Source organism: Streptosporangium sandarakinum (genome assembly GCF_013409935.1).
Taxonomy (GTDB): Bacteria; Actinomycetota; Actinomycetes; order Streptosporangiales; family Streptosporangiaceae; genus Streptosporangium; species Streptosporangium nondiastaticum.
In genome coordinates, this window is the sequence record NZ_JACCCO010000002.1 from 1320136 (window position 1) to 1345742 (window position 25607).

Genomic DNA, 25607 nt, shown 5'->3' on the forward strand with positions numbered 1-25607 from the left:
TTCGGCAGCATGGTGACTCCTCCACTCCCTGAAGAGAGCGGCTTCTCGCTTTCCTCGGCCGAGGTGGGCGACGGACAAGCCCTGCCCGTTTCGAACACAGGGACCGTATCAATGAAGCGATTCCCCCACCGGGAGAACCCGACAACCCACTCGCCAGATCTGACGGACCTGACAGGACGCCAGGCCGTGGTGACCGGGGCGGGCAGCGGGATCGGGCGTGCCTGCGCGCACCGTCTGGCCGCCGCCGGGGCGCACGTGGTGGTGGTCGACATGGACGCGGAGGCCACCGCGAAGGTGGCCGCGGAGGTCTCCGGCACGCCGGTGGTCGCGGACCTGTCGACGCCGGACTTCACCGACGCCCTCCCACCGGGTACGGACATCGTGGTCAACAACGCCGGCTTCCAGCACGTCGCGCCGATCGAGGACTTCCCGCCGGAGGTCTTCGCGAAGATCCTCAAGGTCATGGTCGAGGCCCCCTTCCTGCTGGTGAGGTCGGTCCTGCCGGGGATGTACGAGCGCGGCTGGGGCCGCGTCGTCAACATCTCCTCCATCCACGGGCTGCGCGCCTCGCCGTACAAGGCGGCGTACGTCACGGCCAAACACGCGCTGGAGGGGCTGTCGAAGGTCATCGCCCTGGAGGGCGCCCCGCACGGGGTCACCTCCACCTGTGTGTGTCCCGGCTACGTCCGCACGCCGCTGGTCGAGAAGCAGATCGACGCCCAGGCCGAGACGCACGGGATCGGCAGGGACGAGGTGATCGAGAGGATCATGCTGGCCCCGGCCGCGATCAAGCGGCTGATCGAGCCGGAGGAGGTGGCCGAGCTGGTCGCCTACCTCTGCGGCCCGCACGGCTCGTTCCTCACCGGGGTGTCCCTGCCCGTCGACGGCGGCTGGACCGCCCACTGACCCCCGGCCCGCGCGGGGCGCGGGCCGGGCACCACCTCGCGCCCGCGGCGCGAGGGAGGCCGGCGGGCCGCTCCCCGCGCCCGGCGACGGGAACCTCCGGGACAGACCGGGATGGACAGGAAGTACGGCGACAATGGAGGGCATGAACGCAGGGATCTTCCTCGAACTGCTGGCCAGGGAAGCGTCGTCGGTCGAGTTCGAGGGGCCCATCCTGGCCGCCCGCGCCGCCGGGGCGGACGCGGCCACGCTCGCCGAGCTGGAGGAGGCCAAGCTCACCGCGCTGAAGGTGCGGGCGCAACTGTCGCGCCGGGCCCGGCGGGAGGCGGAGCTGGCCGCCCTGTTCGACACGGCGAGCGACCTGGCGGGGCTGCGCGACCTCGACGCCGTGCTGGAGGCGATCGTGCGCCGGGCCCGGCAGCTCCTGGGCACCGACGTCGCCTACATGACGCTGATCGACTCCGAGCGGGGCGACACCCGGATGCGGGTGACCGACGGCTCGGTGTCGGCGAAGTTCCGCAACGTGCGGCTGGCCATGGGCACCGGTCTGGGCGGGCTGGTCGCCCAGACCGCCACGCCGTACGCGACGGCCGACTACTTCGCCGACGAGCGGTTCGACCACAGGGCGCACATCGACGAGGCCGTCCACGACGAGGGTCTGGTCGCCATCCTCGGCGTGCCGCTGAAGCTCGGCGCGCGGGTCATCGGCGTGCTGTTCGCCTCCAACCGGAGCGTGCGGCCGTTCACCCAGGACGAGGTGGTGCTGCTCGGCTCGCTGGCCGCGCACGCCGCGGTGGCCATCGACAACGCCCGGCTGCTGCAGGAGACCAGGAACGCCCTGGAGGAGCTCAGCGAGGCCAGCCGGCAGGCCAAGGCGCACGGTGAGGCGGTGGAACGGGCCGCGCTGGCGCACGACCGGATGGCCGGGCTGGTGCTGCGCGGCGGCGGGGTCAGGGATGTCGCCGCCGTGGTCACCGAGGTGCTCGGCGGCTCGCTGGTCGTCCTGGACGAGACCGGGCAGGCGATCACCGGGGACCTCGGCGCGCTGGACCCGGGCGAGGACGCGCACGGATCGGGCCGGCCGGGCCGATCGGGGAAGGGCCCGGCGCGCGGCGGCCGGGCGGCCGGGACCACCGCGGAGGCCATCGCCGAGGCCGCGCGGTCGTCGCGGGCGCTGGGCCGTACGGTCCGCAAGGGCAACCTGCTGGTCGCCTCGATGGACGTGGGCGGCGAGCCGCTGTGCACGCTGGTGCTGCGGCACGAGGGCCCGGTGGCCGACACCGACCAGCGCATCCTGGAGCGGGCCGCGCTGGTCACCGCGCTGCTGCTGCTGTCGCGGCGCACCGCGGCCGAGGCCGAGGGCCGGGTCAGGGGCGAGCTGCTGGACGACCTGATCTCCCGGCCCGGCCTGGACGGCCTGGCGCAGCGGGCCCGGCGGGTCGGGGTCGACCTGAACGCCGACCACGTGGTGATCGTGGTCCGCCACGGCGGGGGGCGCGAGCGCGCCGCGTTCTGGGCCTCCTCCCAGGCCACGCTGAAGGGCGGCCTGGCGGCCCTGCGGGGCGACGAGGTGGTGCTGCTGCTCCCCGGCGACCGGCCCGGCCCCCTGGCCAAGCGGGTGGCGTCCGAGCTGAGCGCGTCCCTCGGGCGCCCGGCCACCGCGGGCGCCGCCGGCCCGGTGCGCGACGCGGAGCCGATCGCCGCCGCCCACCGCGAGGCGCAGCGCTGCGCCGACGCGCTGCTCGCCCTGGGCCGGACGGGGGACGGCGCGAGCGCCGCCGAGCTGGGCTTCGTCGGGCTGCTCGTCGGCGACGGGCACGACATCGAGGCGTTCCTGGCCTCGACGCTCGGCCCGGTGCTCGCCTACGACGCGCGCCGGGGGACCGCCCTGGAGCGCACGCTCACCGCCTACTACGCCGCCGGGGGCTCGCTGTCGCGCACCGCCGAGGCCCTGCACATCCACGTCAACACCGTCACCCAGCGGCTGGACCGGATCGGCCGGCTCCTCGGCGCGGGCTGGCAGGACCCCGACCGGGCCCTGGAGATCCAGCTCGCCCTGCGTCTCCACCGCCTCAGCCACTGACCCGCCGGCCCTTTCCCGCGCCCCGGCGACCGGCCCGGAGCCGCGACCGCCCACCGGCCTGACCCGCGACCGTTCACCGGCCCACGGCCGCCCACCGGCCCGCGACCGTTCACCGGCCCGACCCGTGGCCGCCCACCGGCCCGCGACCGCCCATCCGCCTGACCCGTGGCCGTTCGCCGGCCCTGCCGCGCCGTCCGGCTCCGCCGCCCCTCGCGCCCGGGTCACGATCCGGTAAGCCCCCTTACCGCCCACCCCGCCAGGTGTCGTGATCCCGGGTGTCCACATACACCCGCCTCCCGCTGTGGTGACCGCACCCATAGGAGTGACGCCGGTCACTACGTACCGTGAGCCGACATCCCCCCAACAGCGCAACCTTTGGTGAGTGAGATGACAGAAAAAACCCGAACCCCTATCGGCAAGATCGTCGCCGCCAGCCTGATCGGCACGACGATCGAGTGGTACGACTACTTTCTGTACGGATCCGCCGCCGCGCTGGTCTTCCCCGCCCTCTTCTTCCCCAAGTCCGACCCGCTGACCGGCACCCTGCTGGCGTTCCTGACCTACGCGGTCGGCTTCGTGGCCCGCCCGCTCGGCGCGCTCGTCTTCGGCCACTACGGCGACCTCCTCGGCCGCAAGAAGCTCCTGGTCATCAGCCTGCTGATGATGGGCGTCGCGACCTTCCTGATCGGCTGCCTGCCGACCTACGCGACGGTCGGCGCCGCGGCCCCGCTGCTGCTGACCGCCCTGCGGCTGGTCCAGGGCTTCGCCCTCGGCGGCGAGTGGGGCGGCGCGGTGCTCATCGTCTCCGAGCACGGCGACCCGAACCGGCGCGGGTTCTGGGCCTCCTGGCCGCAGTCCGGCGCCCCCGGCGGCAACCTGCTGGCCACCGCGGTGCTCGCGGTGCTGGCCGCGTTCCAGAGCGACGAGGCGTTCAACAGCTGGGGCTGGCGCATCCCGTTCCTGCTGTCCGGCGTCCTGGTGCTGATCGGCCTGTGGATCCGCCTGTCCATCAGCGAGTCGCCGATCTTCCAGCAGGCGGTCGCCAACGCCGAGCACAAGCCCGTCAAGCGCATGCCCATGGCCGACGTGTTCCGCTACCACTGGCGCGACGTCCTCATCGCGATCGGCGCCCGCTTCGCGGAGAACGTCTCCTACTACGTGATCACCGCGTTCGTGCTGGTGTACGCCACCGAGGCGGCGAAGCTGGACAAGCCCATGGTGCTCAACGCGGTGCTCATCGGCTCGGCCATCCACTTCTTCTCGATCCCGATGTGGGGCGCGCTGTCCGACAGGCTGGGCCGGCGCCCGGTCTACCTGCTCGGCGCGGCCGGGGTGGGCGTGTGGGCCTTCGCCTTCTTCCCGCTGATCGACACCAAGAACTTCTTCGCGGTCACCCTGGCGGTCACGGTCGGCCTGATCCTGCACGGCGCGATGTACGGCCCGCAGGCCGCGTTCTTCTCCGAGCTGTTCGCCACCCGGATGCGCTACTCGGGCGTGTCGGTCGGCGCGCAGCTCGCCTCGATCATCGCCGGCGGCGTCGCCCCGCTGATCGCGGTGGCCCTGCTGCAGCAGTACGGCTCCGCCCTGCCGATCATGCTGTACGTGCTCTTCGCCGCCGTGGTCACCCTGATCACCGTCTTCGTCGCCCGGGAGACCAAGGACCGCGACCTGGCCACCGTGCGCGCCGAGGGCGACACCGCCTCCGCCCCGACCGTCCGCTGAACCCATATCGGAGATCACCAGATGCACATCGAGAGCCGGCGGGTGCCCACCGCCCGGATCACCCAGAACGTCCTGACGACCGGGGTGGCCGAAGGCGAACCGGTGCTGTTCGTCCACGGCAACGTGTCGAGCTCCGTCTTCTGGCGGGAGACGATGCTCGCCCTGCCCGGCGGCTACCGGCCGCTCGCGGTGGACCTGCGCGGCTTCGGCGAGAGCGACCCGGCGCCGATCGACGCCACCCGCGGCCTGCGGGACTTCTCCGACGACGTCCTCGCGCTCGTCGACGCCCTCGACCTGTCCGGCGTGCACCTGGTGGGGTGGAGCATGGGCGGCGGGGTCGTGCTGCAGGCGCTGCGCGACCGGCCCTCGGCCGTGCGGAGCGTGACGCTGGTCAACCCGGTCTCGCCGTACGGCTTCGGCGGCACGCACGGGCCGGACGGCACGCTGAACCACCCCGACGGGGCGGGCGGCGGCGGGGGGACGGCCAACCCCGAGTTCGTGCGGCTGCTGGCCGCCGGCGACCGGTCGGCCGACTCGCCCCTGTCGCCGCGGAGCGTGCTGCGCGCCACGTACGTCAAGCCCGGCACGGTGCTCGACCCCGGGGACGAGGACGTCTTCGTCGAGTCGATGCTCACCACGAGGATCGGCGAGGACAACTACCCGGGCGACGCGGTCCCCTCGGACGCCTGGCCCGGGACGGCCCCCGGCCACCGCGGGGTGCTCAACACCATGGCCCCCACGTACCTGCGGCTGGACGACCTGCACACCGTCGACCCCAAGCCGCCGGTCCTGTGGGTCAGGGGCGACTCCGACGTGATCGTCTCCGACACCTCGATGCTCGACCTCGCCCACCTGGGCGCCCTCGGAATCGTCCCCGGGTCCCCCGGCACCCCGGCCCAGCCGATGGTGACCCAGACGAGGACCGTGCTGCGGCGGTACGGGAACTTCGCCGAGGTCGTCCTCGACTGCGGGCACAGCCCGCACGTCGAGCGGCCCGAGGAGTTCCGCGCCGCCCTCGCCGACCACCTGAAGCGGAGCTGAGAGGCATGACGATGGCATCGACGGCGACTTCCCGGCGCCGCCGGCCCGCCGCGCTCGCGGCGGGCCTGGCCCTCCTCACCGCCGCCCTGTCCGCGGGCGCCCCGGCCGCCGCCGCCGAGACGGCCGGCGCTTCCGGCATCGGCCGGCACTGCGCGCTGATGGGCCTGCTGACGGTCGTGGGCGCCGAGCACCAGGAGAAGTCCTGCCTGGACGACCTCACCACCGCCGGAACGGTCGCCTCCGGGCACACCGACCCCGCCGACTGGGCGGGCCTGCACCCGGCCGGGGCGACCAGCCCGTCCGGCGTGCCCGGCGTCCAGATCGACGGTTACTTCCCCGACACCTCCACCACCAACACCAACCACGGCTGGAACCACGACTCGCAGTTCGTGATCCGGCTCCCTGACGACTGGAACGGCGGGCTGGTCGTCGCGGGCACCCCCGGCAACCGCGAGCAGTACGCCAACGACTTCGTCATCTCCGACTGGGCGCTGGCGAAGGGCTACGCCTACGCGGCGACGGACAAGGGCAACACCGGCGTCGGCTTCTACAAGGACGGCAAGAAGCCGGGGGACGCGCTCGCCGAGTGGAACACCCGGGTCACACAGGTGGCGCTGGCCGCCAAGGCCGTCGCCGCGCAGCGGTACGGCAGGCTCCCCCGCCGCACCTACGCCGCGGGCATCTCCAACGGCGGCTACCTCGTCCGCTGGCAGCTGGAGAACCGGCCGTGGCTCTACGACGGCGGGGTGGACTGGGAGGGCACCCTGTGGACGCAGGACGACAATCTCCTGACCTTCCTGCCGCCCGCGCTGCGGGCCTATCCCAAGGGTGACGCCCAGGCGATGTACGACGCCGGCTACGCCAAGGGGTCGGAGTTCCTGTGGCCGTTCCACCACCAGGTGTACTGGGACCTCACCCAGCGGCTCTACCGCGAGGAGCTCGACCCGGGCTACGACGGCGACACCGACGCCGGCACGCCGTTCTGCGCCTCGGGCACGCCGGACTGCGACGCCGACTACGACTACGCGGCCCGCGGGAAGTACGTCGCGCCCGCGGTGAGGAAGATCGAGCTGACCGGGCGGATCGGCAAGCCCCTGATCACCCTGCAGGGCACGCTGGACACGCTGCTGCCGATCTCCCGCACCGGGGACGTCTACGCGAAGATGGTCGGAGACCGGCCGTTCCGCTACTACCGGATCGCCGACGGCACCCACACCGACGGCCTGTACGCGAGCTTCCCGGACAGGCTGCGGCCGATGCTGCCGTGCTTCCGCACCGCCTTCGACGCCCTCGCGGGCTGGGTGGAGAAGGGCCAGGCTCCCCCGCCGAGCGCGACGCTGCCACGCCCGGAGAGCGGTGACCTCGTCAACGCCTGTCAGCTCGGCAGGTAGTGCCGCCGCATCGTCCGGGCGAGCCGGACGGTGCCCCGGACCCCGGGAACCCGCAGGACCACGCGCCGGGCCAGCGGGTACCGGGGTCCGGCCGCGTCCTGGCCGCCCGCGCCGCCGACCTCCACCCTGCCGGTGCGGCCCATCCGCAGCCGGAAGCGCAGGGCCTCCTCCCCGCCGTCCAGCCGCAGGAACGGCAACCACTCCCCGGGGCACAGGAACCCCTCCTGGGCGGCGAGCCGGGTCGGGACCCTGGCCACCAGCCGCCCCGCGTGGCGTCCCGGCACGCCCGGCTCGATGAGGGCGGGCACGCAGACCTCCTGGTCCGGGCGGGCCGCCCGGCGCAGCGCCAGCTCGGCGGGCGGCCCCCCGCTCGGCGGCACGTACGGCACCGGCACGACGACGAAGACCTGTCCCCGGTCGCGGATGACCGTCGTCCCCGTCGAGACCAGGACGATCGACTCGGGGAACGACCGGGGCTCCACGCAGACGCCCAGCTCCCCCTCCTCCGACCACCAGGGGACGACCAGCCTCCGGGAGCCGCCGGCCAGGTCGCCGACGCAGTCGCCGGGGACGCCGGTCACCCGGGCGCGGGCCCGGTGCGCCCCGCCGTGCATGCGCGCGTGGACCTCCCACGGGCCGGCCGGCAGCGGGCGGCCCAGGGCCGCGGTGTCCACCTCCAGCCGGGCGGTCGCGCCGGCCTGCAGCCTGATCCCGTTGCGATGCCGGCAGCGGGTCAGCGACGACGTCACCGGCAGGGCGTGGACGAGCCCGCTTTCGGGATGCCTGACGTAGACCTCGACCCGGGCCTGTGAGACGGCCCGGGTGACGTCGACCAGCTCCGGGGGGAGGTCGACGTCCAGCGGCGCCGGGGGATCCCACAGCAGGCCGGTCTCGCCGTACGGGACGAACCGCATCGGCTCGCCGCCGGCCCGCATGATCTCCACGGTGAGCGCCATCTCGAACGCGCCGTCCCGCCAGCCGGCCTCCCGCAGGTCGGCCCGCAGGTGGGTGCCGCGCATGGCCTCGGCCAGCGCGAGGAGCCGGTCGAGGCGGCCGGCGCGCAGCAGGGCCGCGCGGACCCGCAGGTGGACGGGCAGGTACCGGTCCAGGTGCGGGGGGAAGCGCTGGACGACGAGCTCGCGCAGCGTGGTGAAGGTGGCCGCCCGCTCCCGGGCGGAGGCGGTGACGAACCGGCCGCCGCCGAGCCGGCGCAGCACCGAGGCCCGCAGCCAGTGCGCGTACATCCGGTCGCGCCGCCGTCCCGGGGGCAGCTCGGCGTCGATGACGTCGAGCAGCTCGCGCAGCTCCGCCCCCTGCACGTACGGGTCGCCCGGCGGTTCGGGGCGCTCGGCCACGTGGCAGCAGACCTCGTCGGCCAGGACCGCGACGACCTTGGCCCGCAGGTAGGCGCGGAGCACGAAGGTCTCCTCGGCCAGGCGCCCGCCGGGGTCGGGGAAGGCGAGCGCCTCGGCGTCCAGGAACGCCCGGCGGTAGAGCTTGTGCGGGGTCAGCGCGGACAGCAGCCGGTCCTTGAGGATGTCGGCGCGGTCGCGGTCGGCCTCGAACACCGGGGAGGGCGGCATCCGGCCGACCACCAGCCGTCCGAGGAGGACGTCGGCGTCGGTCTGCACGGCCCGCCGGTACATCCGCTCCAGCGCGGTCCGCTCCAGCCGGTCGGTCTGCTCCATCAGGTAGACGTACTCGCCCTGGGCGACGGCCATCCCGATGTTGCGGCCGCGCATCGGCGAGCCGGTCTCCTCCAGGTGCAGCACCCGGACGTTCGGCCGCGCCGCCGCCAGCGCCTCAAGGCGCCGCTGGATCCCGTCGCCCGGCCCGGTGTCGGCGAAGACGACCTCGTACTCCTCCGGGGCCATCGACTGCGCGAGGAGCGAGCGGACACAGGCGTCGGCCGCGGTGCCGGGGTCGCGCACCGGCACCACCACGCTGACCTTCACATCCATGAGCCCCAGGGTGCGTCGCCCATGGCATGGAGGCGGTCAGACTTGCCGAGTCCTGGTGTCTCAATACCAGCCCGTGGCCTGGGAATGGGCCCAGGCACCACATGGCGTCCCGTAGCGGCCCTTGATGTAGCCGAGGCCCCACGCGATCTGGGTGGCGGGGTTGGTCTGCCAGTCGCCGCCGGCGCTGGCCATCTTGCTGCCGGGCAGGGACTGCGGGATGCCGTAGGCGCCGCTGTAGCGGTTCATCGCCCGCTCGTTCCAGCCGCTCTCCTTGGTCCAGAGCCTCTCCAGGCAGCCCCACTGGTCGCCCCAGCCGCGCGCGTCCAGCATCTGCTTGCCCAGCGCGCGGTTGCCGGACGGGTTGGCCGGGCCGGACGGGAGCTGCTTGGGATCGAAGCCGCCGCCGCCGGGCGCCTCCTTGACGATCTTGATGGGGCTGAGCTTGCGGCGCTTGTCGCGCTCGGCGGCCAGCCGGTCGGCCTTGAGCGCCTGGGCAGCCTGGGCCTTGAGGACGTCGCCCTCGGGGTCGGGCGCGAACGGGTCGCCGCCGCCGAAGATCTTCGACATCTCGTTCAGGGAGAGCGGCGCCGGCTTCGGGGCGGAGGCGTTCTGCATCGCGGTGTAGACGGTGAACCCGCCGCCGCCCACGACGACGGCGGCCGTCGTCGCGAGGATGACGGCGCGCTTGGGGGTCAGCCACCCCTTCTTCTTCCCGGCCCGCGGCTCCTGTGGGGCCGCCTTGTCCCGCCTGGCGGGTTTCCGGGCGTTACGGCGGGGGCGCGGAGCCGGATGCTCCCTCAGCTGCGGCGGTCCTGAGCTCACAACCTATGAGCTTGCCGCGCGCGGGGGGGTGCTCCGCAACCTGAACGGCGGAGTTGGTCTGCCTCTCCCGTGAGATCAGCAAGCTTTCCCCCTGCTTACCACTCGATTACGTGGTCTTTCCCGTTATTTGGCAACGTACTGTGATTTCAGTCACATTTGCCGGTACGGCGGTCTGCCCGGCCCACACACCGGAGTGGGAGGTCCCGGCGGGGTCCCCCGTACCGCCCGGCCCGCCCCTCCCCTGTCACAGTTCAATGACGGGTGCCGATCGGATGGCATTTGGGCGAATAATTACGGCGTGGCGGGCATCCTTCTCGTGGAAGACGATCCCTCGGTCCGGACGGGGCTGGAGCTGGCGCTGAGCCGCCAGGGGCACACCGTGACCTCCTACGACAACGGCGAGGACGCCCTCGCCCACATCAGGTCGCGCCGCCCCGAGATCGCCGTACTCGACGTCATGCTCCCCGGCATCGACGGGGTCGAGGTGTGCCGCCGCATCCGCCGGATGGACCAGCTGCCCGTCATCCTCCTCACCGCCCGCGGGGACGACCTCGACGTGGTCGTCGGCCTGGAGGCCGGCGCCGACGACTACGTGGTCAAGCCCGTCGAGCCGCGCGTGCTGGACGCGCGGATCCGCGCCGTGCTGCGCCGGGTGGAGTCGGCCGCCTCCGACCGCGTCACCTTCGGCGACCTGGTCGTGGACCGGGGCGCGCTCAAGGTGTCGCTGGCCGGCCGGGAGATCCACCTGACCCCCACCGAGCTGCGGCTCCTGCTCGAACTGGTCCGCCACCCCGGCCAGGTGCTCAACCGCAGATACCTGCTGCGGGCCGTCTGGGACCACACCCACGTCGCCGACTCCCGCCTGGTGGACGCCTGCGTCCAGCGGATCCGCGCCAAGATCGAGAAGGTGCCCGCCGAGCCGGAGTTCATCCACACCGTCCGCGGGTTCGGCTACCGGTTCAGCCCGCCGTGAGGCTGATGCACACCGGCCTGCGGGGCCGCCTGGTCATCGCCTTCACCCTCATCGCCGTGTCCGCCTCCGCGCTCGTCGCGGTGATCGGCTACGAGCTCGTCAAGCGCCGGGTCATCGACCGGACCGAGCAGGTGGCCGTCGGCGACGTGCGCGACATCATCGAGGGGATCAAGGTGCCGGTCGGCGCCCGCTGGCCGGGGGACGGCCCGCCGGCCGACACGCAGATCGCCGCCCTGCAGCGGAGCCTGCGCGCCCGCAACGGCCGGGTGGTGGTCCGCTACGAGAACTACGTCTACCCCGACGGCGACTTCGGCATGGGCGACGTCCCGGCCGACCTCGTCACCGCGTCCGCCCGCAAGACGATGACCGCCCGGCGGGCGGTCCAGGGACGGATGTGGCTGGTCATCGCCACCCCCGTGTGGCGGATCGAGCCCATCGGCATCGCCAGGCCCACCGGGATGAGCGTCTTCGCGTTCGTCCCCCTCACCGAGGAGGAGCGGCTCCTGGACGACCTGCGCCGGCCGCTGGCCGCGGCCGGCGCCGTCATGCTGGTCATCGCGCTCGCCGTCGCCCTGGTGTCGGCCAGGCGGGTGCTGCTGCCCGTCCGGCGGCTGGGTTCGGCGGCCCGGGCTCTGGGCGCCGGCCGGCTCAACACCCGCCTGCCGGTGCACGGCCAGGACGAGCTGGCGCAGCTCACCGCCACTTTCAACGACACCGCCGCCGCCCTGGAGCACAGCGTGTCCGAGCTGCGCTCGCTGGAGGCGATGTCCCGGCGGTTCGTCGCCGACGTCTCGCACGAGCTGCGCACCCCGCTGACCGCGATGACGGCGGTGGCCGACATGCTCTCGGAGGAGGCCGACCGGCTGCCCACCGAGCCTGCGGCGGCCGTACGGCTCGTCCTGCGGGAGATCAAGCGGTTGCGGACCCTGGTGGAGCAGCTCATCGAGACCAGCCGGTTCGACTCGGGCACGGCGACGCTGAACACCGAGAGCGTGGGCGTCGCCGACGTGATCGACGACTGCCTGGAGATACGGGGCTGGTCGGACCGGGTGGAGGTGGACGTGCCCCGCGCGCTGGCCTTCTCCGCCGACCCGCGGCGCCTCGACGTCATCCTGGCGAACCTGGTGGGCAACGCCCTGCGGCACGGCGCGCCCCCCGTCGTGGTGACCGCCCGCCGCGTCCCCGGCGGACTGGAGGTGAAGGTGCGCGACCACGGCCCGGGCATCCCGCCCGCCGACCTGCCGCACGTGTTCAACCGCTTCTACAAGGCGAGCGGCGGCGACGGCAGCGGGCTCGGCCTGTCCATCGCCCGCGCCAACGTCGAGTTGCACGGCGGCACCGTCTCGGCGCGGGCGCAGGACCCCGGCGTCCTCTTCACGGTCTGGCTGCCCGGAAGATGAGGGCACACCGTGACCCCGCCCGGAAGGCGGGACGACCCGGCACGGCCGTACGGCGCACGGAACGGCCCGCCCGCCCGGCCCGGTGGCTCGCCGCCGCCCTGACGGCCGTCCTCACGCTCGGCGGGTGCGGGATCGCCCCCACCGGCGTCCAGGACCGCGGGCGGCCCCCTGTGATCAGCTACAGCCCCACGTGGGTGACCGTCTATCTGCTGCGCGACGGCCGCCTGGAGCCCGTCAGGATCCCGGTGGGCTCCGACACGGCCTCCGACATCATCGACACCCTGTTCCGGGCCGGCAAGCAGCCGCCCGAGCCCGAACTGACCACCGCCCTCGACGCCTTCCGGCACTACGACACCGAGACCACCCGGTACGCCGAGTCGGGCCGGCGCAAGGACCTCGGCGACACCACGGGATACCGGCTGAACGTGATCGTCTCGGGGGAGGGCACGCTCTCCCGAGCCGGGATCGCCCAGCTCACCTGCACGATCCGGCAGAACAAGCAGGAGAGCATCTGGAGCGTCGAGATCACCCGGCTGTTCCCCGGCGAGCCCAGGTCGTGGGGGGAGCACACCTGCTTCGAGTTCCGCGACCTCGCGGCCGACGGCGTGCGGCTGCCCCCGTGACAGGGAACCGCCTCCGGCGGGCGGCGGGCGGCGGGCGGCGGGACAGTCTCGCCCGCTCCAGGGGTAATCGAGTACATCTCCGCCTGGCCGCATCAGTTCAAGCTGTCGCGTATCTATTACGAGCGACGGACAGATCCCCATCAAAGTCTGTTTGATTCGGCATGTAACACCATCTGCCTTCACCGACTCCCGACGTCATTGCGGGGAGATCGGTAATGGATTCCGCGATCAGCACGTAGGTAAGCCATGGCGATCTGCACGTTGCCGGTCAGGGGAGCTATGGAGTCGAGGACGAGACGGTCCTCACACCAGGCGTAGAAGTTCGCGCGTCGCGCCTCCACCGACGCCCAGGTAGGCTCGACGAAGCCGTCGATGTCACGCTGACGACCGTCCAACCGTCGTCGATGCAGGACACGATCGGAGCAGATCACTTCGATGTAGCGCAGCGCCACACTCCGGCGGCGGGCAAGACCGCGCCACTGCTCCCGTGCCTCGTGCGCATCGTTCACCGCATCGACGATGACCGTCTGCCCGAGCGCGAGAACGTCGGAGGCAAGCGCCTCCACCACGACGTAGGCCGCCAGTCCGGTCGGCTGGTCCCGGTCGATTCCCGCTCGCCACATCGCGGCCTCAACCGGATCTACCGACAACACCGGAGCCGGAAGCAAACGACCCAACTCCTGGGCCACAGAACTTTTACCGGCACCGGGTAAGCCGCTCATCACGATCAGCATGCCCGTAACGCTGTCATACGCGGCCGACGGCCATGCGATGCCGAGAAAGATCCCTCGGCGACTGCAACTCGCGTCGCGATCTTCAACCGGTCCCTGTTGTTTCCGCACCGACTTCATTTCGAAACGCTCGGTTATGACGATCGCCGGAAATCAACCCGGAGCATCGTCTTACCCTGCCATGATGGCCACATGACGGCATCAGAAGGCGGTGAGAGCGGGCATGCCCGCTATACCTACCGGCTGCGCATGTCGTCTACCGCGCTGGCCGCCCTGCTGGCCGAATGGGATCGGTGCCGGTGGGTGTGGAACCAATGCGTGGTCACCTCCCGCGCCGCACACAAGGCCGGGCGGGAATGCGGCCCGGCCGGTCTGAATCGGATGCTGACCGGCTGGCGCGCCGAGCACGGCTGGCTGCGCGGCGGCGCAGCGGTACCGCAACAACAGATCATCCGCGACTTCGCCAAGTCCCGCGCCAAAGCGCTCAGGGACATCAGGGGACGGTTGCCGATGCGTCAGCGGGCGGGCATGCCGAAGTTCAAGAAGAAACACTTGGCGGCTCCGACGCTGAACTACACCCGGCAGGGTTTCCGCCTGAGGGACGGCCGCCTGCGCCTGGCCGGGGGCATCGAACTGACGGTGGTGTGGTCACGCTCCTTACCTGCTGAACCGTCCAGCGTGCGCGTCTTCCGCGACTGCCTCGGCCACTGGTACGCCTCCTTTGTCGTGTTCACCCAAGTCGAGATGCTGCCCACGACCGGCCAGGTGATCGGCGTCGACTGGGGGGTCAAGGAGATCGCGACCACCACCAGCGACGACCATGACCTGGTTCACCCTGAGCACGGGAAGAAGGTCGCCGTGAGGCTGGCGCGCTACCAGAAGATGATGGCCCGCCGGAAGCCGCAGCGCGGCCAGGCTGCCTCGAAGGGCTACCGTACGGCCAAGCGGCAGGCGGCGAAGACGTACAAGAAGATCGCCCGGCAGCGACAGGGTACCGCCCGCAAGTGGGCCAAGGCCGTGGTGCGCGACCACGACGTCCTGGCGGTGGAGGACTTTCGGCCGAAGTTCCTGGCCCGATCAAGGATGGCGCGCAAGGCCGCCGACGCGGCAATCTCCGCCACCAAGGCGGAGCTGATCCACATGGCGCGCAAGCACGGCCGCATCCTGTACCTGGTCACCCCCGCCCACACCACGATGGACTGCGGACGCTGCGGAGCGAGAGCCAAGCACGCGCTGCCGCTGTCGGAACGCACCTACACCTGCACCGCGTGCGGAGCCGTGTCTCCCCGGGACAAGAACTCCGCACGTGTGATGCTCCTCCGGGCTGGTCTGGCCCCGGCTGGTGCCGATCGCATAAGACTCGATCGCTCGCCGAGCGACCGCGCAGCGTGAGCCAGGGATCCCCCTCCTTCCAAGGAGGGGGAGCAGTCAAATCGTGATGTCCTCCAGCATCTCGGTGACCAGCGCGGCGATCGGCGAGCGCTCCGAGCGGGTCAGCGTGACGTGGGCGAACAGCGGGTGTCCCTTGAGCTTCTCCACGACCGCGACCACGCCGTCGTGGCGGCCCACCCGGAGGTTGTCGCGCTGGGCGATGTCGTGGGTGAGCACGACGCGGGAGTTGGCGCCGATCCGGCTCAGCACCGTCAGCAGCACCCCGCGCTCCAGCGACTGGGCCTCGTCGACGATGACGAAGGCGTCGTGCAGGGAACGGCCGCGGATGTGGGTGAGCGGCAGCACCTCCAGCATGCCGCGGTCCATGACCTCCTCGATCACCTCGGGGGTGGTGATCGCGCCGAGGGTGTCGAAGACGGCCTGCGCCCAGGGGTTCATCTTGTCGTTCTCGGTGCCGGGGAGGTATCCGAGCTCCTGGCCGCCGACGGCGTACAGCGGGCGGAAGACGACCACCTTGCGGTGCTGGCGGCGCTCCAGGACGGCCTCCAGGCCCGCGCAGAGGGCCAGGGCCGACTTTCCGGTGCCCGCCCGGCCGCCCATCGAGACGATCCCGATCTCGGGGTCCATCAGGATGTCGAGCGCGATGCGCTGCTCGGCCGAACGGCCGTGCAGGCCGAACACCTCGCGGTCGCCGCGCACCAGCCGCACCGACTTGTCGGGCATCATCCGGCCCAGCGCCGAGCCCCGGTTGGACAGCAGCCGCAGGCCGGTGTGGGTGGGCAGGTCGCGCGCCTCGGGCACGTCCGCGGTGCCGTGCTCGAAGAGCGACTGGACGTCCTCGTCGGCCACCTGGAGCTCGGCCATGCCGGTCCAGCCGGAGGACTCCACGAAGGCCAGTTCGGCGCGGTACTCCTCGGCCGCCAGCCCGATCGAGGCGGCCTTGACCCGCATGGGCAGGTCCTTGGAGACGAGGACCACGTCGTGTCCCTCGGCCGCGAGCGTGCGCGCCACGGTCAGGATGCGGGTGTCGTTGTCGCCGAGCCGGAAGCCGACGGGAAGGATCGAGGGGTCGCTGTGGTTGAGTTCGACCCGGATGGTGCCGTCTCCGATGGGCATGGGCTCGTCCAGCCGCCCGTGGGTCACCCGCAGGTCGTCGAGGTACCTCAGCGCCTTGCGCGCGAAGTAGCCGAGTTCCGGATGGTGCCGCTTGGCCTCCAGCTCGGTGATGACGACGATCGGGAGGACCACCTCGTGTTCGGCGAAGCGGCTCATCGCCGCCGGGTCAGCCAGGAGGACCGAGGTGTCCAGGACGTACGTACGCCGGTTGGTGGCCGGCGACGTGGCTGAGGACGAAGGGTTTGCCACGCGATCTCCCCCGGGCGCCATGGGGGGCGCCCTGCCATGTGCTGGGATGCGGACCGGACCCGGATCCCGCCGCGCGACACGCCGGGGGTGCCGGTGCCCGGCCCTCCCTGGCGGAACGTTGTCGCAAAGGCGGGCCCTCTCCGGTGTGGGCGGCCGGTGGCCACCCACTTTTTACGGTACGTCCTGAATACCCGCCTTCCAATGCCGCATGCCTATCCAAAAGGGGGCATTCGTCACAGGGATCAGGAACCGTACCGCCGGTGCCGCGCGGCGTAGGAGCGGAGCGCCCGCAGGAAGTCGATTCTGCGGAAGTCGGGCCAGTAGGCCTCGCAGAAGTAGAACTCGGAGTGGGCGCTCTGCCAGAGCAGGAATCCGGAGAGCCGCTGCTCTCCCGAGGTCCGGATGACGAGGTCCGGGTCGGGCTGGCCGCGCGTGTAGAGATGCTCCGCGATGTGCTCGACATCGAGGACCTCGACCAGGTCCTCGATGCTCGCGCCCTTGCTGGCGTGCTCCTGGAGGAGGGAGCGCACCGCATCAGCGATCTCACGCCTTCCTCCATACCCAACAGCAACGTTCACAATCAGCCCGGGACGGTGGGATGTCGCTTCTTTTGCCTCTTTCAGGACGCGGGCCGTACGGTCCGGCAGGAGGTCGAGCGCCCCCATGGGGTTGACGCGCCAGCCGTCCGCCGCGAGCTCCTGGACCACGTCCTCGATGATCCTCACCAGGAGGTCCAGCTCGTCCTTGGGGCGGCTGAGGTTGTCGCTGGAGAGCAGCCACACGGTGACGACCTCGACGCCGGCCTCCCGGCACCAGCCCAGGAGCTCGGAGATCTTGTCGGCGCCCTTGCGGTGACCGCGGCTGACGTCGTCGAGACCCATGGCCCGCGCCCAGCGCCGGTTGCCGTCGACGATGACGCCGACGTGCCGGGGGACCGATCCCGGCTGCCGCGACAGCTTCGTCTCCAGCCGCCGCTCGTACAGCCGGTAGACGAGATCGCGCACATCCATGGAATCCCCTCCTTCCAACGCCCGCGGTGGAAGGGCGCTGACAGGCAATTATCACCGTCCCGGGGACCCGTTGCCCCCTCTATGGGGATCCCGGATGGGTTGCCGGGCTTGCTCGTCCCAGGCACTCCTCGGCCTCGGCGACCAGTGCGTCGATGAAGATCCCCAGTTCAGCGGAGGTGAGGACCGCGCGCAGGCCGACCCCGCCGCCGCACCAGGCTTCGACGAACGCCCTCCGCGTCAGCCGCCACTCCCCCGACCCGCCCCGCCGTCCCGGGGTCCAGACCGGGATGGTACGCAGCTGACATCGGAGTTCGCCCCCGCTGACGACCCCGTTCCTGGTCCGGTAACGAAACGCGAACAGTTCGTCCTCCCCCGGAAGTCCGGGGAAGCGGTCGTCGGGGTCGGGCCACTGGTCCTGATGGCCGGCGCGGGCCTCGGCGACCCCCCTGGCCAGCCGGGCGAGCAGCCAGCCGCAGCGCTCCCCCACGGTGCCGTACAGCACGCCGTCGCGGTGGAGTTCGAGCGTGATCTCGTACGGCGAGCCGACGCTGTCCCGGCACGCCACCGGCGTGACGGTCAGGTACGACCCGTCAAGACAGCGCAGTCCCCCCACGTCAGAGTAGGTATCCCCGGCCCGTCCGGCCAAACGCGCCGACCGGTGCGGCCACGGTCCGGGCCGGTTCGAGTCGGTTGGGGCCGGCGGGTTCGGACCGGTGGGCACCGGTCGGCGGCACGGGCACGGCGCGCCGTGCCCGCGGGCGGAATGCTCCGACAAGCCGGCCGCGGGCACGGGGCCTACCAGCCTCCGGAGCCGAAGTCGCCGCCCCCGCCGAAGGAGTCGCCGCCCGAGCCGGAGGAGTGGCCGTGGCCACCGGAGGATCCGCCGCAGCCGTCGGCACCGGGACCGGGGCTCACGGACACCGAGCCGTAGGCCGTCGAATCGGCCGGGGACACGCGGCGAGAGCGGGCGCCGACGCGACCGCGGGGCCGGGGACTCAGCCTCTTCGGCCGGCCGGCGGCCGTGACCGCATCGGCCTTCCTGAACAGCAGCACCACCGCGAGGACGACGGCGCCGGTGAGGGTGATGACACCGAAGAACACCATGATCGCCGCCATATCCGCCTCCGGGGGAAGAGAAGGCGGGGCATTCGGCCCCGTTTCCGGTATAGACGAAAGGGGTCGCACGAAAGTTCGGCGGAGGTCTCCTTTCCGCCCGGACGCTCGGCCGGCGCGCGGCGCCCATCGCCCGCCCGGGGCGTGGTGTCCGCCACTCGGCCGGGGCGGCACCCGCCGCTCAGGCGGGACACCCGGCGGCGATCAGCGCGGTCGACCCGCCCACCCGCGGCCGAGGCCCTTCACCCGCGTCGGCAGGACGGGCGGGAGGTCCCGCAGCGCCCGCGTGAACCGGGCCCACCGGCGGCGTCCGGCGGGCGGCTCCGGCGCGGGTTCCGGCAGCGGGTGCCCGGCCGCCCTGAGCCGCTCGGCGAAGTCCCGGGCGTCGACCCGGGAGCCGCCGGGGGGCTTGGGGCGGCCCCGGGCGTAGGCGTCGAACTCGGCGGCGAACCCGGCGGCGCCGAGCAGCGCCACGAGGTCCGGCCGGATGCGGGCCACGACCCCGCGTCTCTTGGAGATCAGGCTCGCGGCCTGGATCCGCAGCCGCCCCTCGTCGAACCCCCGGGGCGGCTCGCCTCCGGCCACCAGGGCGGCCAGCAGCTCCGCCTGGGCCCGCGCCAGCTCGGCCCGGGGATCGGGTACGGAGCCGGACACGGGACCGTTCACGGCTCCGGGCCCGGCTGAGGGAGCGGACACGGGACCGTTCACGGCTCCGGGCGCGGGTGAGGGGGCGGGGCCGGACCCGGGTGAGGGGGCGGGGTGGTTCACCGGGTCAGGCACGGGCCATCGCCTCGCGGATCCGGCCGAGCTCCGCCTCCAGCACGTCGTCGCCGGGATAGTCGCCGTCCCATTCGAGCAGCACGCCCGGCGGGTCCACCCGGGCGCGCAGCTCCGCCAGGATCTCCAGCACCTCGCCGGGAACCCGGGCGGTGTGGGTGTCGTGCCAGACGCCGTGGTGGAGGTGCCCCCCGGCGACGTGCACGTAGGCCAGCTCCGACAGCGGCAGGGCGTCCAGCGCGCCGACGGCCGGCAGACCCAGGTTGATCTGGTTGGTGTAGAGGTTGGCCACGTCGACCAGCAGCCCGACCCCGGTCGTCTCCACCAGCTCGCCCAGGAACTCGGCCTCGGTCATCTCGTCGTCGGGCCAGCCGAACAGGGCGGCCACGTTCTCCAGGGCCAGCGGGACGGGCAGGGCCGCCTGCGCCCGCCGTACGTTGTCGGCGACCACCGCCAGCGCGGCCCGGGTGCGCGGGACCGGCAGCAGGTGACCCGCCTCCATGCCGCCCGCGCGGACGAAGGCCAGGTGCTCACTGACCAGCGGGGCGTCCAGGGCTCGCGCGCAGTCCGCCAGATGCGTCAGACGGTCAGGGTCCGGCGGCTCGGCCCCGCCCAGCCCCAGCCCGACGCCGTGCGGGATCACCGGCAGGCCCCGGCCGCGCAGCACCCGCAGCGACTCCGGAAGGTCGCCGGGACGGATGTTCTCCGCGACGACCTCCACGAAGTCCACGCCCGGCAGGCGCTCCACGGTCAGGTCGATCTCCGGCCGCCACCCGATGCCGACCCCGAGCCGCCCGGTCCCCGTCATGTCGTCTCCCCGCGCCGTCCCGGCGGGCCGCTCAGCCGCCACCGCAGCCCCCTCCGCCGCAGCCGCCGCCGCAGCTCGATCCGCCTCCGCAGCTCGACCCGCCGCCCGAGTCGCCCCAGCCGCCCGAGCCGAAGTCGCCGCCCCCGCCGAAGGAGCCGCCGTCGCCCGACGACCCGGAGGAGCCCCCGCAGGAACCCGAGGCGCAGCTCACGGCGCTGTTCGCGTGCTGCCGCTGCAGTTCCTCGGTGAGGGCGGGGTCGCCGGCCTCGGCGAGACCGTACAGGGCGACCGGGATGCCGACCGCGGCGTACAGGGGCAGGCCCGCGGCGCGGGGGACGCCCCGCACGTGGGTCCTGCCGACGTCGGCGAGGGCCTCACGCCCGGCGTCGGTCAGCATGCCGCGCAGCGCGCGCTTCCGGCTCTGGTAGGTCGTCATGCCGACGACCACGGCGAAGGCGCCGATCAGCAGCCTCACCATACCGACCACTCCTCCGCTTCCGGTGAAGACGACGGTGAGGAACTCGAAGACGGTGGAGGCGAAGGTGAGGAACTCGAAGACGACGGCGAGCACGGTGAGGACCAGCAGGAGGTTCAGCAGCCTCCTGGCCCTGGTGAGCGCGCCGTCGGGGATCAGCAGGCCCGCCCGCGTCAGGCCGTCGCGCAGGTCGTTCATGGCCTGGTCGTCGGCCACGGCGTGGCGCAGCTGCCCCACCTGGCAGGACCCGCCCCGGGCGCGGAGGGCCGCGAGGACGGCCCGCTCGACCGGATCGGGGGAGAGCGGGGCCCCGGTGACCAGGCTGACCTGGCCGCCCCGTGACACGCGGACGCCTCCTCCCCTGGCGAGCACGGCGAGGGCGGTGTTGACCGTCCGCAGCGGCCCGCCGGCCAGGTAGGCGAGCTCGTAGTGGCCGAGCGGGCCGCCGGGGTGGGCGGACGGGACCGAGCGGGCCCGGCGATGTTCCCTGGACAGGGCCGACGCGGTGAAGCCCACGGCGGCGAGGAGGATCAGGGCGACGACGAACAGTGCTTCTTCCATGTCCGGCCTCCCGGGGGGTGGAGGAAAGGCGGATGCCCCGCCGTCATGTAGACGATCGGGGCATCACGGAAGTTCGCCGCGGAGGCCGTTTTCCGGTGCGCAGCGGATCGCTCCGGAGCGCACCGGGGCGCGGCGCTACTTGTCCAGGCGCGCGACCAGGGCGTGGTACTCGTCCCAGAGCTCCTTGGGGAGGTGGTCGCCGAAGGTCTCGAAGAAGGCCGGGATCAGCGCGGCCTCCTCCTTCCAGACCTCCGCGTCCACGCTCAGCAGGGTCCGCAGGTCCTCGGCGGAGAGGTCGAGGCCGTCGGTGTCGAGTTCGGCGGGCAGCAGGCCGATCGGGGTCTCCACCGCCTCGGCCCTGCCGTTGATCCGGTCGACGATCCACTTCAGGACGCGGATGTTCTCCCCGAAGCCGGGCCAGACGAACTTGCCCTCGTCGTTCTTGCGGAACCAGTTGACGTAGTAGATCTTCGGCAGCCGGACGCCCTCCCGTCGGCCGATGTTGATCCAGTGGCCGAAGTAGTCGCCCATGTTGTAACCGCAGAACGGCAGCATCGCGAACGGGTCGCGGCGCAGCTCGCCGACCTTGCCCTCGGCCGCGGCGGTCTTCTCGGAGGCGATGTTGGCCCCGGTGAAGACGCCGTGCTGCCAGCTCAGCGACTCGGTGACCAGCGGCACCGCGGTGGCGCGGCGCCCGCCGAACAGGATCGCCGAGATCGGCACGCCCTTGGGGTCCTGCCACTCGGGGGCGATGGTCGGGCACTGGCCGGCGGGCACGGTGAACCGGGCGTTCGGGTGCGCGGCCGGCTCGCCGCCGTCCGGGGTCCAGTCGCGGCCCTTCCAGTCGGTCAGGTGCGCCGGAGGCTCGTCGGTGAGCCCCTCCCACCACACGTCGCCGTCGTCGGTGAGGGCGACGTTCGTGAAGATGCTGTTGCCCCAGAGGGTCCTGATCGCGTTGGCGTTGGTGGACTCGCCGGTGCCGGGCGCGACACCGAAGAAACCCGCCTCGGGGTTGATGGCGTACAGGCGGCCGTCGTCGCCGAACCGCATCCAGGCGATGTCGTCGCCGATCGTCTCCACCTTCCAGCCGGGGATGGTCGGCTGGAGCATGGCCAGGTTGGTCTTGCCGCACGCGCTCGGGAACGCGGCCGCGACATAGCGGGTCTCGCCCTCCGGCGGGGTCAGCTTGAGGATGAGCATGTGCTCGGCCAGCCAGCCCTCGTCGCGGGCCATCGTGCTGGCGATGCGCAGCGCGTAGCACTTCTTGCCGAGCAGCGCGTTGCCGCCGTAGCCCGAGCCGTAGGACCAGATCTCGCGGGTCTCGGGGAAGTGGCTGATGTACTTGGTGGAGTTGCACGGCCACGGTACGTCCGCCTGGCCGGGCTTGAGCGGGGCGCCGACCGAGTGGACGGCCTTGACGAAGTCGCCGCGCTCCTCGATGAGCCGCAGCGCGGGCTCGCCCATCCGGGTCATGATCCGCATCGACACGGCGACGTACGGCGAGTCGGTGATCTCGACGCCGAGCTGCGAGATCTCGCCGCCGAGCGGGCCCATGCAGAACGGCACGACGTACATGGTGCGGCCGCGCATGCAGCCCTTGAAGAGCTCCCCGAAGGTCTTGCGCATCTCGTCCGGGGCGATCCAGTTGTTGGTCGGCCCGGCGTCCTCCTCGTGCTCGGAGCAGATGTAGGTCCGGTCCTCCACGCGGGCCACGTCGCTGGGGTCGGAGGCGGCGTAGAAGCTGTTCTGCCGCTTGGCCAGGCGCTTGAACGTGCCCTGCTCGACCAGGAGGTTCGTGAGGCGCGTCCACTCGGCTTCCGAGCCGTCGCACCACTCGATCCGGTCGGGCTGCGTCAGCTGGGCGATCTCGGCGACCCAGGCGGCCAGTCCGGCGTGGCTGGTCGGGCTGGGGGCGGTTACGTCCTCGATAACGGACACTGCTACGGCTCCTTACGCTTCTCAGGGCCAAAACATCATTGACCAGGAAACCGCGTCCGATCCAATTGGCGTAGACCAGTGAATTAACGCGGTCGGCGGTCGCCCCGGCCCCTCACCCACCTGGTTCACGGGCGTATGGGCTGGCAGGGGGCATGGTGTTTGAGAGGACCTACCCAAAAGAAGCGAGCCTAAAAAAGCCACTTACCGCAGTGGTATAGGCCACTGAGAAAGGTCTAAACCAATTAGTGAACAGGTTCAGACCAGTCGGCGGCCGTTTCCCCTGCCCAGGCTCACGAATCCAGGTCGGGCCCGGCTGCCCGGACCTGGTCCACGTGACGCAGCGCGTCCCGCAGATCCGCCAGCCAGGAGTCGGTGTGCCTGCCGACAAGTCGGACACACCAGGCCAGCGCGTCGCTGCGGCTGCGGGCCACCCCGGCGGCCACGAGGGTGTCCAGCACCCGGCGCTCCGACTGCCTCAGCCGGGTCATGACGGGGACCGACAGTGTGGTGAACATCACCGTCTCATCGCCCACCTCGACGCCCCAGGAGACCTTGCGGCGGAAGCGGCGCTCCGCCTCCAGCGCGATCTCGACGCGCCGCTCCCGGGTCTCCTCACGGAACCGCTGCACGCCGCCCTCCAGGGTGGCGGCCCGTTCCACCTCCGAGACGTCGTCGGCGAAGGAGGGCACCGGGAGCCGGCCGATCACCGCGATCTCCTCGCGGTCCAGGACGATCTCGGGCTGGCCCTCGAACCAGTCCTCGGGCAACCGCCCGGAGAACCAGCCGCGCAGTTTCTGCGTTGCTTCTTCGACATCCATGTAATCGACATTACAACGCTACGAGCGACGAGACCATAGGCGGATTCGCCGTACGCGCGGGGTGAGGACCGCCGTACGCGGGGAGGCGCCACGCGGAGAGGCGGCCGTACGCGGGGAGGCGCCGCGCGGAGAGGCAGCCGTACGCGGGGGTGCCGTACGCGCGGATGAAGACCGTCGTACGCGTATGGAGCCCTCCGCGCGGGGGCGCGCCTACGCGGGTGAGGGGAGGGAGGGGGCGGCGGGTCAGCGGACGCGGGCCGCGGCGACCGGGCTGACCCGGACGACCCCGGCGAGGTTGCGGGTGCTGACCGGGCTGAACTTGACCACGTCACCGGTCCGCGGGGCCTGGAGCATCTTGCCGTCGCCCCAGTAGATCGCCACGTGCGAGACGTATCCGGGGTTGGTGGGGTCGGAACGCCAGAACAGCAGGTCTCCGGGCTGGGCCTGGGCGAGCGAGACCTGCGGGCCGGAGACGAACTGCTGGTGCGTCACCCGGGGCATCTTCACGCCCGCCTGGGCGAAGGCCCACTGCACCAGGCCCGAGCAGTCGAAGGTGTCGGGCCCCTCGGCCCCCCACACGTACGGCCGGCCGAGCTTGCCGGCGGCCGCGGTGAGGGCCACCCTGACCTGTTCCGCGGTCATGAAGGAGCCCGCCGGCCAGACCGTGCGCCCGGTCTGCTTCCCGGTCTGCTTCCCAGGCTGTTGCACGGGCGCCCGCAGCACCGGGTTGATCGCGGCGACCTGGCTGCCCCTGGGCAGGACGCGCAGGAGGGCGGCGCGCAGCCTGGCGGTGTCGGCCCTGGGCGCGCTCACCACCAGCGCGTTGTTCTCCGGGACGCCCAGCGCCCGCGCGGTCTCCCGGGAGACGACCGCGTCGATGGCGCCCATGCCCATCGTCGCGTAGGCGCCCACCCGCAGGTTGCGCCCGGCCGCGTTCACGATCTTGCCCAGCGGCATGCCGCCGTCGTTGCCCAGGACGAAGGAGACGGCCATCTCCCCGGCGGAGACGTTGTGCCAGAGCCGGTCGGAGCGGGCGGTCGGCTTGGGGGTGTAGGCGCGGAACGTCGAGGGATCGACCCCCAGGGTCTGCACGCGCTTGCCGTCCATGCCCACCTCGGCGGCGTCGGCGCGCTCCACCGCCCGGACCCCGGAGATCTGGGCGGCCTTCGCGACCACGGCCGAACTCAGCGCCCGGTTCGCGACGACGAACATGGTGGGCTTGTGGATCGAGGTGAGCGGGGCCACCGGCCGGGGCGCGGCCCGCGTGGGCGCGGGGGCCGGCGTGGCGGCGGCCCGGACGGTCTCCGTGGTGACCGGCCTGCGCAGGGCGACCGTCGTCTCGGGGACCCGCTCGGGCAGGGTGACGACGACCACCGTCCCGGCCGCCAGCGCGGAGAGGAGGACGACCAGGACGACGGGGAGTAGGCGCCGGCGCCGCGGGAGGCCGGGTGCGGCGCGCCGGATGCGCGGGGCGTAGGCGAGGTCCTGCCGGGCCTCGTGGATCAGATGGGAGACACGCGTCCGCCCCTCGAACACGTCGTCTCCTTCCCTCCGCCCGGCGCCAGACCAAGAGTGCCGGAAATCAGACGATCACGCATGGAAAGCCGCTAAAAGTTCTCTAACGACTTATCGCCGCGCGCTCGGAACGGGCCTCCACACGCGCGGAGTCACTTCCCGGGTGAAGGCCCCCGCGCGGGGAC

The 25607-nt window shown here is 72.3% G+C and carries 22 protein-coding genes; 9 read left to right on the plus strand and 13 right to left on the minus strand.

The features are described from left to right. The first annotated feature begins 111 nt into the window (after window positions 1–111). From HDA43_RS24365 to HDA43_RS24385, 5 genes are all read left to right on the plus strand, one after another. On the plus strand, window positions 112–906 hold the full coding sequence (locus HDA43_RS24365; protein ID WP_179825460.1) for a 3-hydroxybutyrate dehydrogenase: 795 nt from the start codon (window positions 112–114) through the stop codon (window positions 904–906). Between the two features lie 142 nt (window positions 907–1048). Further along, a complete protein-coding gene (locus tag HDA43_RS24370; RefSeq protein ID WP_246424498.1) occupies window positions 1049–2986 on the plus strand; it encodes a helix-turn-helix domain-containing protein in 1938 nt (645 codons plus the stop codon). Between the two features lie 387 nt (window positions 2987–3373). Next, window positions 3374–4708 (plus strand): MFS transporter, encoded by a 1335-nt coding sequence (locus tag HDA43_RS24375; protein ID WP_179825464.1) that lies wholly within the window; start codon window positions 3374–3376, stop codon window positions 4706–4708. Window positions 4709–4729: 21 nt separating this feature from the next. Continuing rightward, window positions 4730–5749, plus strand: coding sequence for an alpha/beta fold hydrolase (locus tag HDA43_RS24380; protein WP_179825466.1), 1020 nt, complete (start codon window positions 4730–4732; stop codon window positions 5747–5749). A gap of 5 nt (window positions 5750–5754) precedes the next feature. Then, a complete protein-coding gene (locus HDA43_RS24385; protein WP_246424499.1) occupies window positions 5755–7140 on the plus strand; it encodes a tannase/feruloyl esterase family alpha/beta hydrolase in 1386 nt (461 codons plus the stop codon). Here the strand turns inward: HDA43_RS24385 and HDA43_RS24390 are convergent. Both HDA43_RS24390 and HDA43_RS24395 read right to left on the minus strand, forming a co-directional pair. Next, on the minus strand, window positions 7125–9101 hold the full coding sequence (locus HDA43_RS24390; RefSeq protein WP_179825468.1) for a glycosyltransferase family 2 protein: 1977 nt from the start codon (window positions 9099–9101) through the stop codon (window positions 7125–7127). The genes HDA43_RS24385 and HDA43_RS24390 overlap by 16 nt on opposite strands. Window positions 9102–9161: 60 nt before the next feature. Continuing rightward, the gene (locus HDA43_RS24395; RefSeq protein WP_312873518.1) at window positions 9162–9923 is read right to left on the minus strand and encodes an aggregation-promoting factor C-terminal-like domain-containing protein; all 762 of its coding nucleotides are present in this window, start codon (window positions 9921–9923) and stop codon (window positions 9162–9164) included. A 298-nt stretch (window positions 9924–10221) separates the two neighbouring features. On the opposite strand from HDA43_RS24395, the gene HDA43_RS24400 reads away from it, so the two are divergent. The 3 genes from HDA43_RS24400 to HDA43_RS24410 are packed head-to-tail and all read left to right on the plus strand — an operon-like array spanning window position 10222 to window position 12919. Next, window positions 10222–10896 carry a response regulator gene (locus HDA43_RS24400; RefSeq protein WP_179825471.1) on the plus strand — a complete coding sequence of 225 codons (675 nt, stop codon included), beginning with the start codon at window positions 10222–10224 and terminating at the stop codon, window positions 10894–10896. 5 nt (window positions 10897–10901) lie between these two features. Continuing rightward, complete coding sequence (locus HDA43_RS24405; RefSeq protein ID WP_218912598.1) at window positions 10902–12296, plus strand: ATP-binding protein; 1395 nt, start codon at window positions 10902–10904, stop codon at window positions 12294–12296. Then, entirely contained in the window at window positions 12293–12919 is a 627-nt protein-coding gene (locus tag HDA43_RS24410; protein ID WP_179825475.1) for a hypothetical protein, read from the plus strand. Before HDA43_RS24405 ends, HDA43_RS24410 begins: the two co-directional genes overlap by 4 nt. Window positions 12920–13098: 179 nt before the next feature. Here the strand turns inward: HDA43_RS24410 and HDA43_RS24415 are convergent, their stop codons facing one another. Further along, a complete protein-coding gene (locus HDA43_RS24415) occupies window positions 13099–13653 on the minus strand; it encodes a P-loop nucleotide/nucleoside kinase family protein (protein ID WP_179825477.1) in 555 nt (184 codons plus the stop codon). 189 nt (window positions 13654–13842) lie between these two features. Between HDA43_RS24415 and HDA43_RS24420 the strand changes: the two genes are divergently transcribed. After that, entirely contained in the window at window positions 13843–15042 is a 1200-nt protein-coding gene (locus HDA43_RS24420; protein ID WP_179825479.1) for an RNA-guided endonuclease InsQ/TnpB family protein, read from the plus strand. A 36-nt stretch (window positions 15043–15078) separates the two neighbouring features. Here HDA43_RS24420 and phoH2 read toward each other — a convergent pair whose 3' ends face one another. From phoH2 to HDA43_RS24470, 10 genes are all read right to left on the minus strand, one after another. Further along, window positions 15079–16428 (minus strand): RNA 5'-3' helicase PhoH2, encoded by a 1350-nt coding sequence (gene phoH2 / locus HDA43_RS24425; RefSeq protein WP_179825480.1) that lies wholly within the window; start codon window positions 16426–16428, stop codon window positions 15079–15081. A gap of 221 nt (window positions 16429–16649) precedes the next feature. Beyond that, the gene (locus HDA43_RS24430; protein ID WP_179825482.1) at window positions 16650–17417 is read right to left on the minus strand and encodes an isoprenyl transferase; all 768 of its coding nucleotides are present in this window, start codon (window positions 17415–17417) and stop codon (window positions 16650–16652) included. 79 nt (window positions 17418–17496) lie between these two features. Continuing rightward, a complete protein-coding gene (locus HDA43_RS24435) occupies window positions 17497–18030 on the minus strand; it encodes a hypothetical protein (RefSeq protein WP_179825484.1) in 534 nt (177 codons plus the stop codon). Window positions 18031–18212: 182 nt separating this feature from the next. Next, on the minus strand, window positions 18213–18533 hold the full coding sequence (locus tag HDA43_RS24440) for a hypothetical protein (RefSeq protein ID WP_179825486.1): 321 nt from the start codon (window positions 18531–18533) through the stop codon (window positions 18213–18215). Between the two features lie 201 nt (window positions 18534–18734). After that, complete coding sequence (locus HDA43_RS24445; RefSeq protein WP_179825487.1) at window positions 18735–19196, minus strand: SCO6045 C-terminal-like domain-containing protein; 462 nt, start codon at window positions 19194–19196, stop codon at window positions 18735–18737. A 106-nt stretch (window positions 19197–19302) separates the two neighbouring features. Then, window positions 19303–20115, minus strand: a complete 813-nt coding sequence (locus tag HDA43_RS24450) for an MbnB/TglH/ChrH family RiPP precursor modification enzyme (RefSeq protein WP_179825488.1) — start codon at window positions 20113–20115, stop codon at window positions 19303–19305. Between the two features lie 31 nt (window positions 20116–20146). After that, the gene (locus HDA43_RS24455; RefSeq protein ID WP_179825489.1) at window positions 20147–21151 is read right to left on the minus strand and encodes a TIGR04222 domain-containing membrane protein; all 1005 of its coding nucleotides are present in this window, start codon (window positions 21149–21151) and stop codon (window positions 20147–20149) included. A 135-nt stretch (window positions 21152–21286) separates the two neighbouring features. Beyond that, the gene (locus HDA43_RS24460; protein ID WP_179825490.1) at window positions 21287–23089 is read right to left on the minus strand and encodes a phosphoenolpyruvate carboxykinase (GTP); all 1803 of its coding nucleotides are present in this window, start codon (window positions 23087–23089) and stop codon (window positions 21287–21289) included. 290 nt (window positions 23090–23379) lie between these two features. Beyond that, window positions 23380–23907 carry an ATP-binding transcription factor AbmR gene (gene abmR, locus HDA43_RS24465; protein WP_179825491.1) on the minus strand — a complete coding sequence of 176 codons (528 nt, stop codon included), beginning with the start codon at window positions 23905–23907 and terminating at the stop codon, window positions 23380–23382. 243 nt (window positions 23908–24150) lie between these two features. Further along, window positions 24151–25443: a C40 family peptidase gene (locus tag HDA43_RS24470; RefSeq protein ID WP_179825492.1), complete on the minus strand. Its 1293-nt coding sequence runs from the start codon at window positions 25441–25443 to the stop codon at window positions 24151–24153. Window positions 25444–25607: the final 164 nt, after the last annotated feature.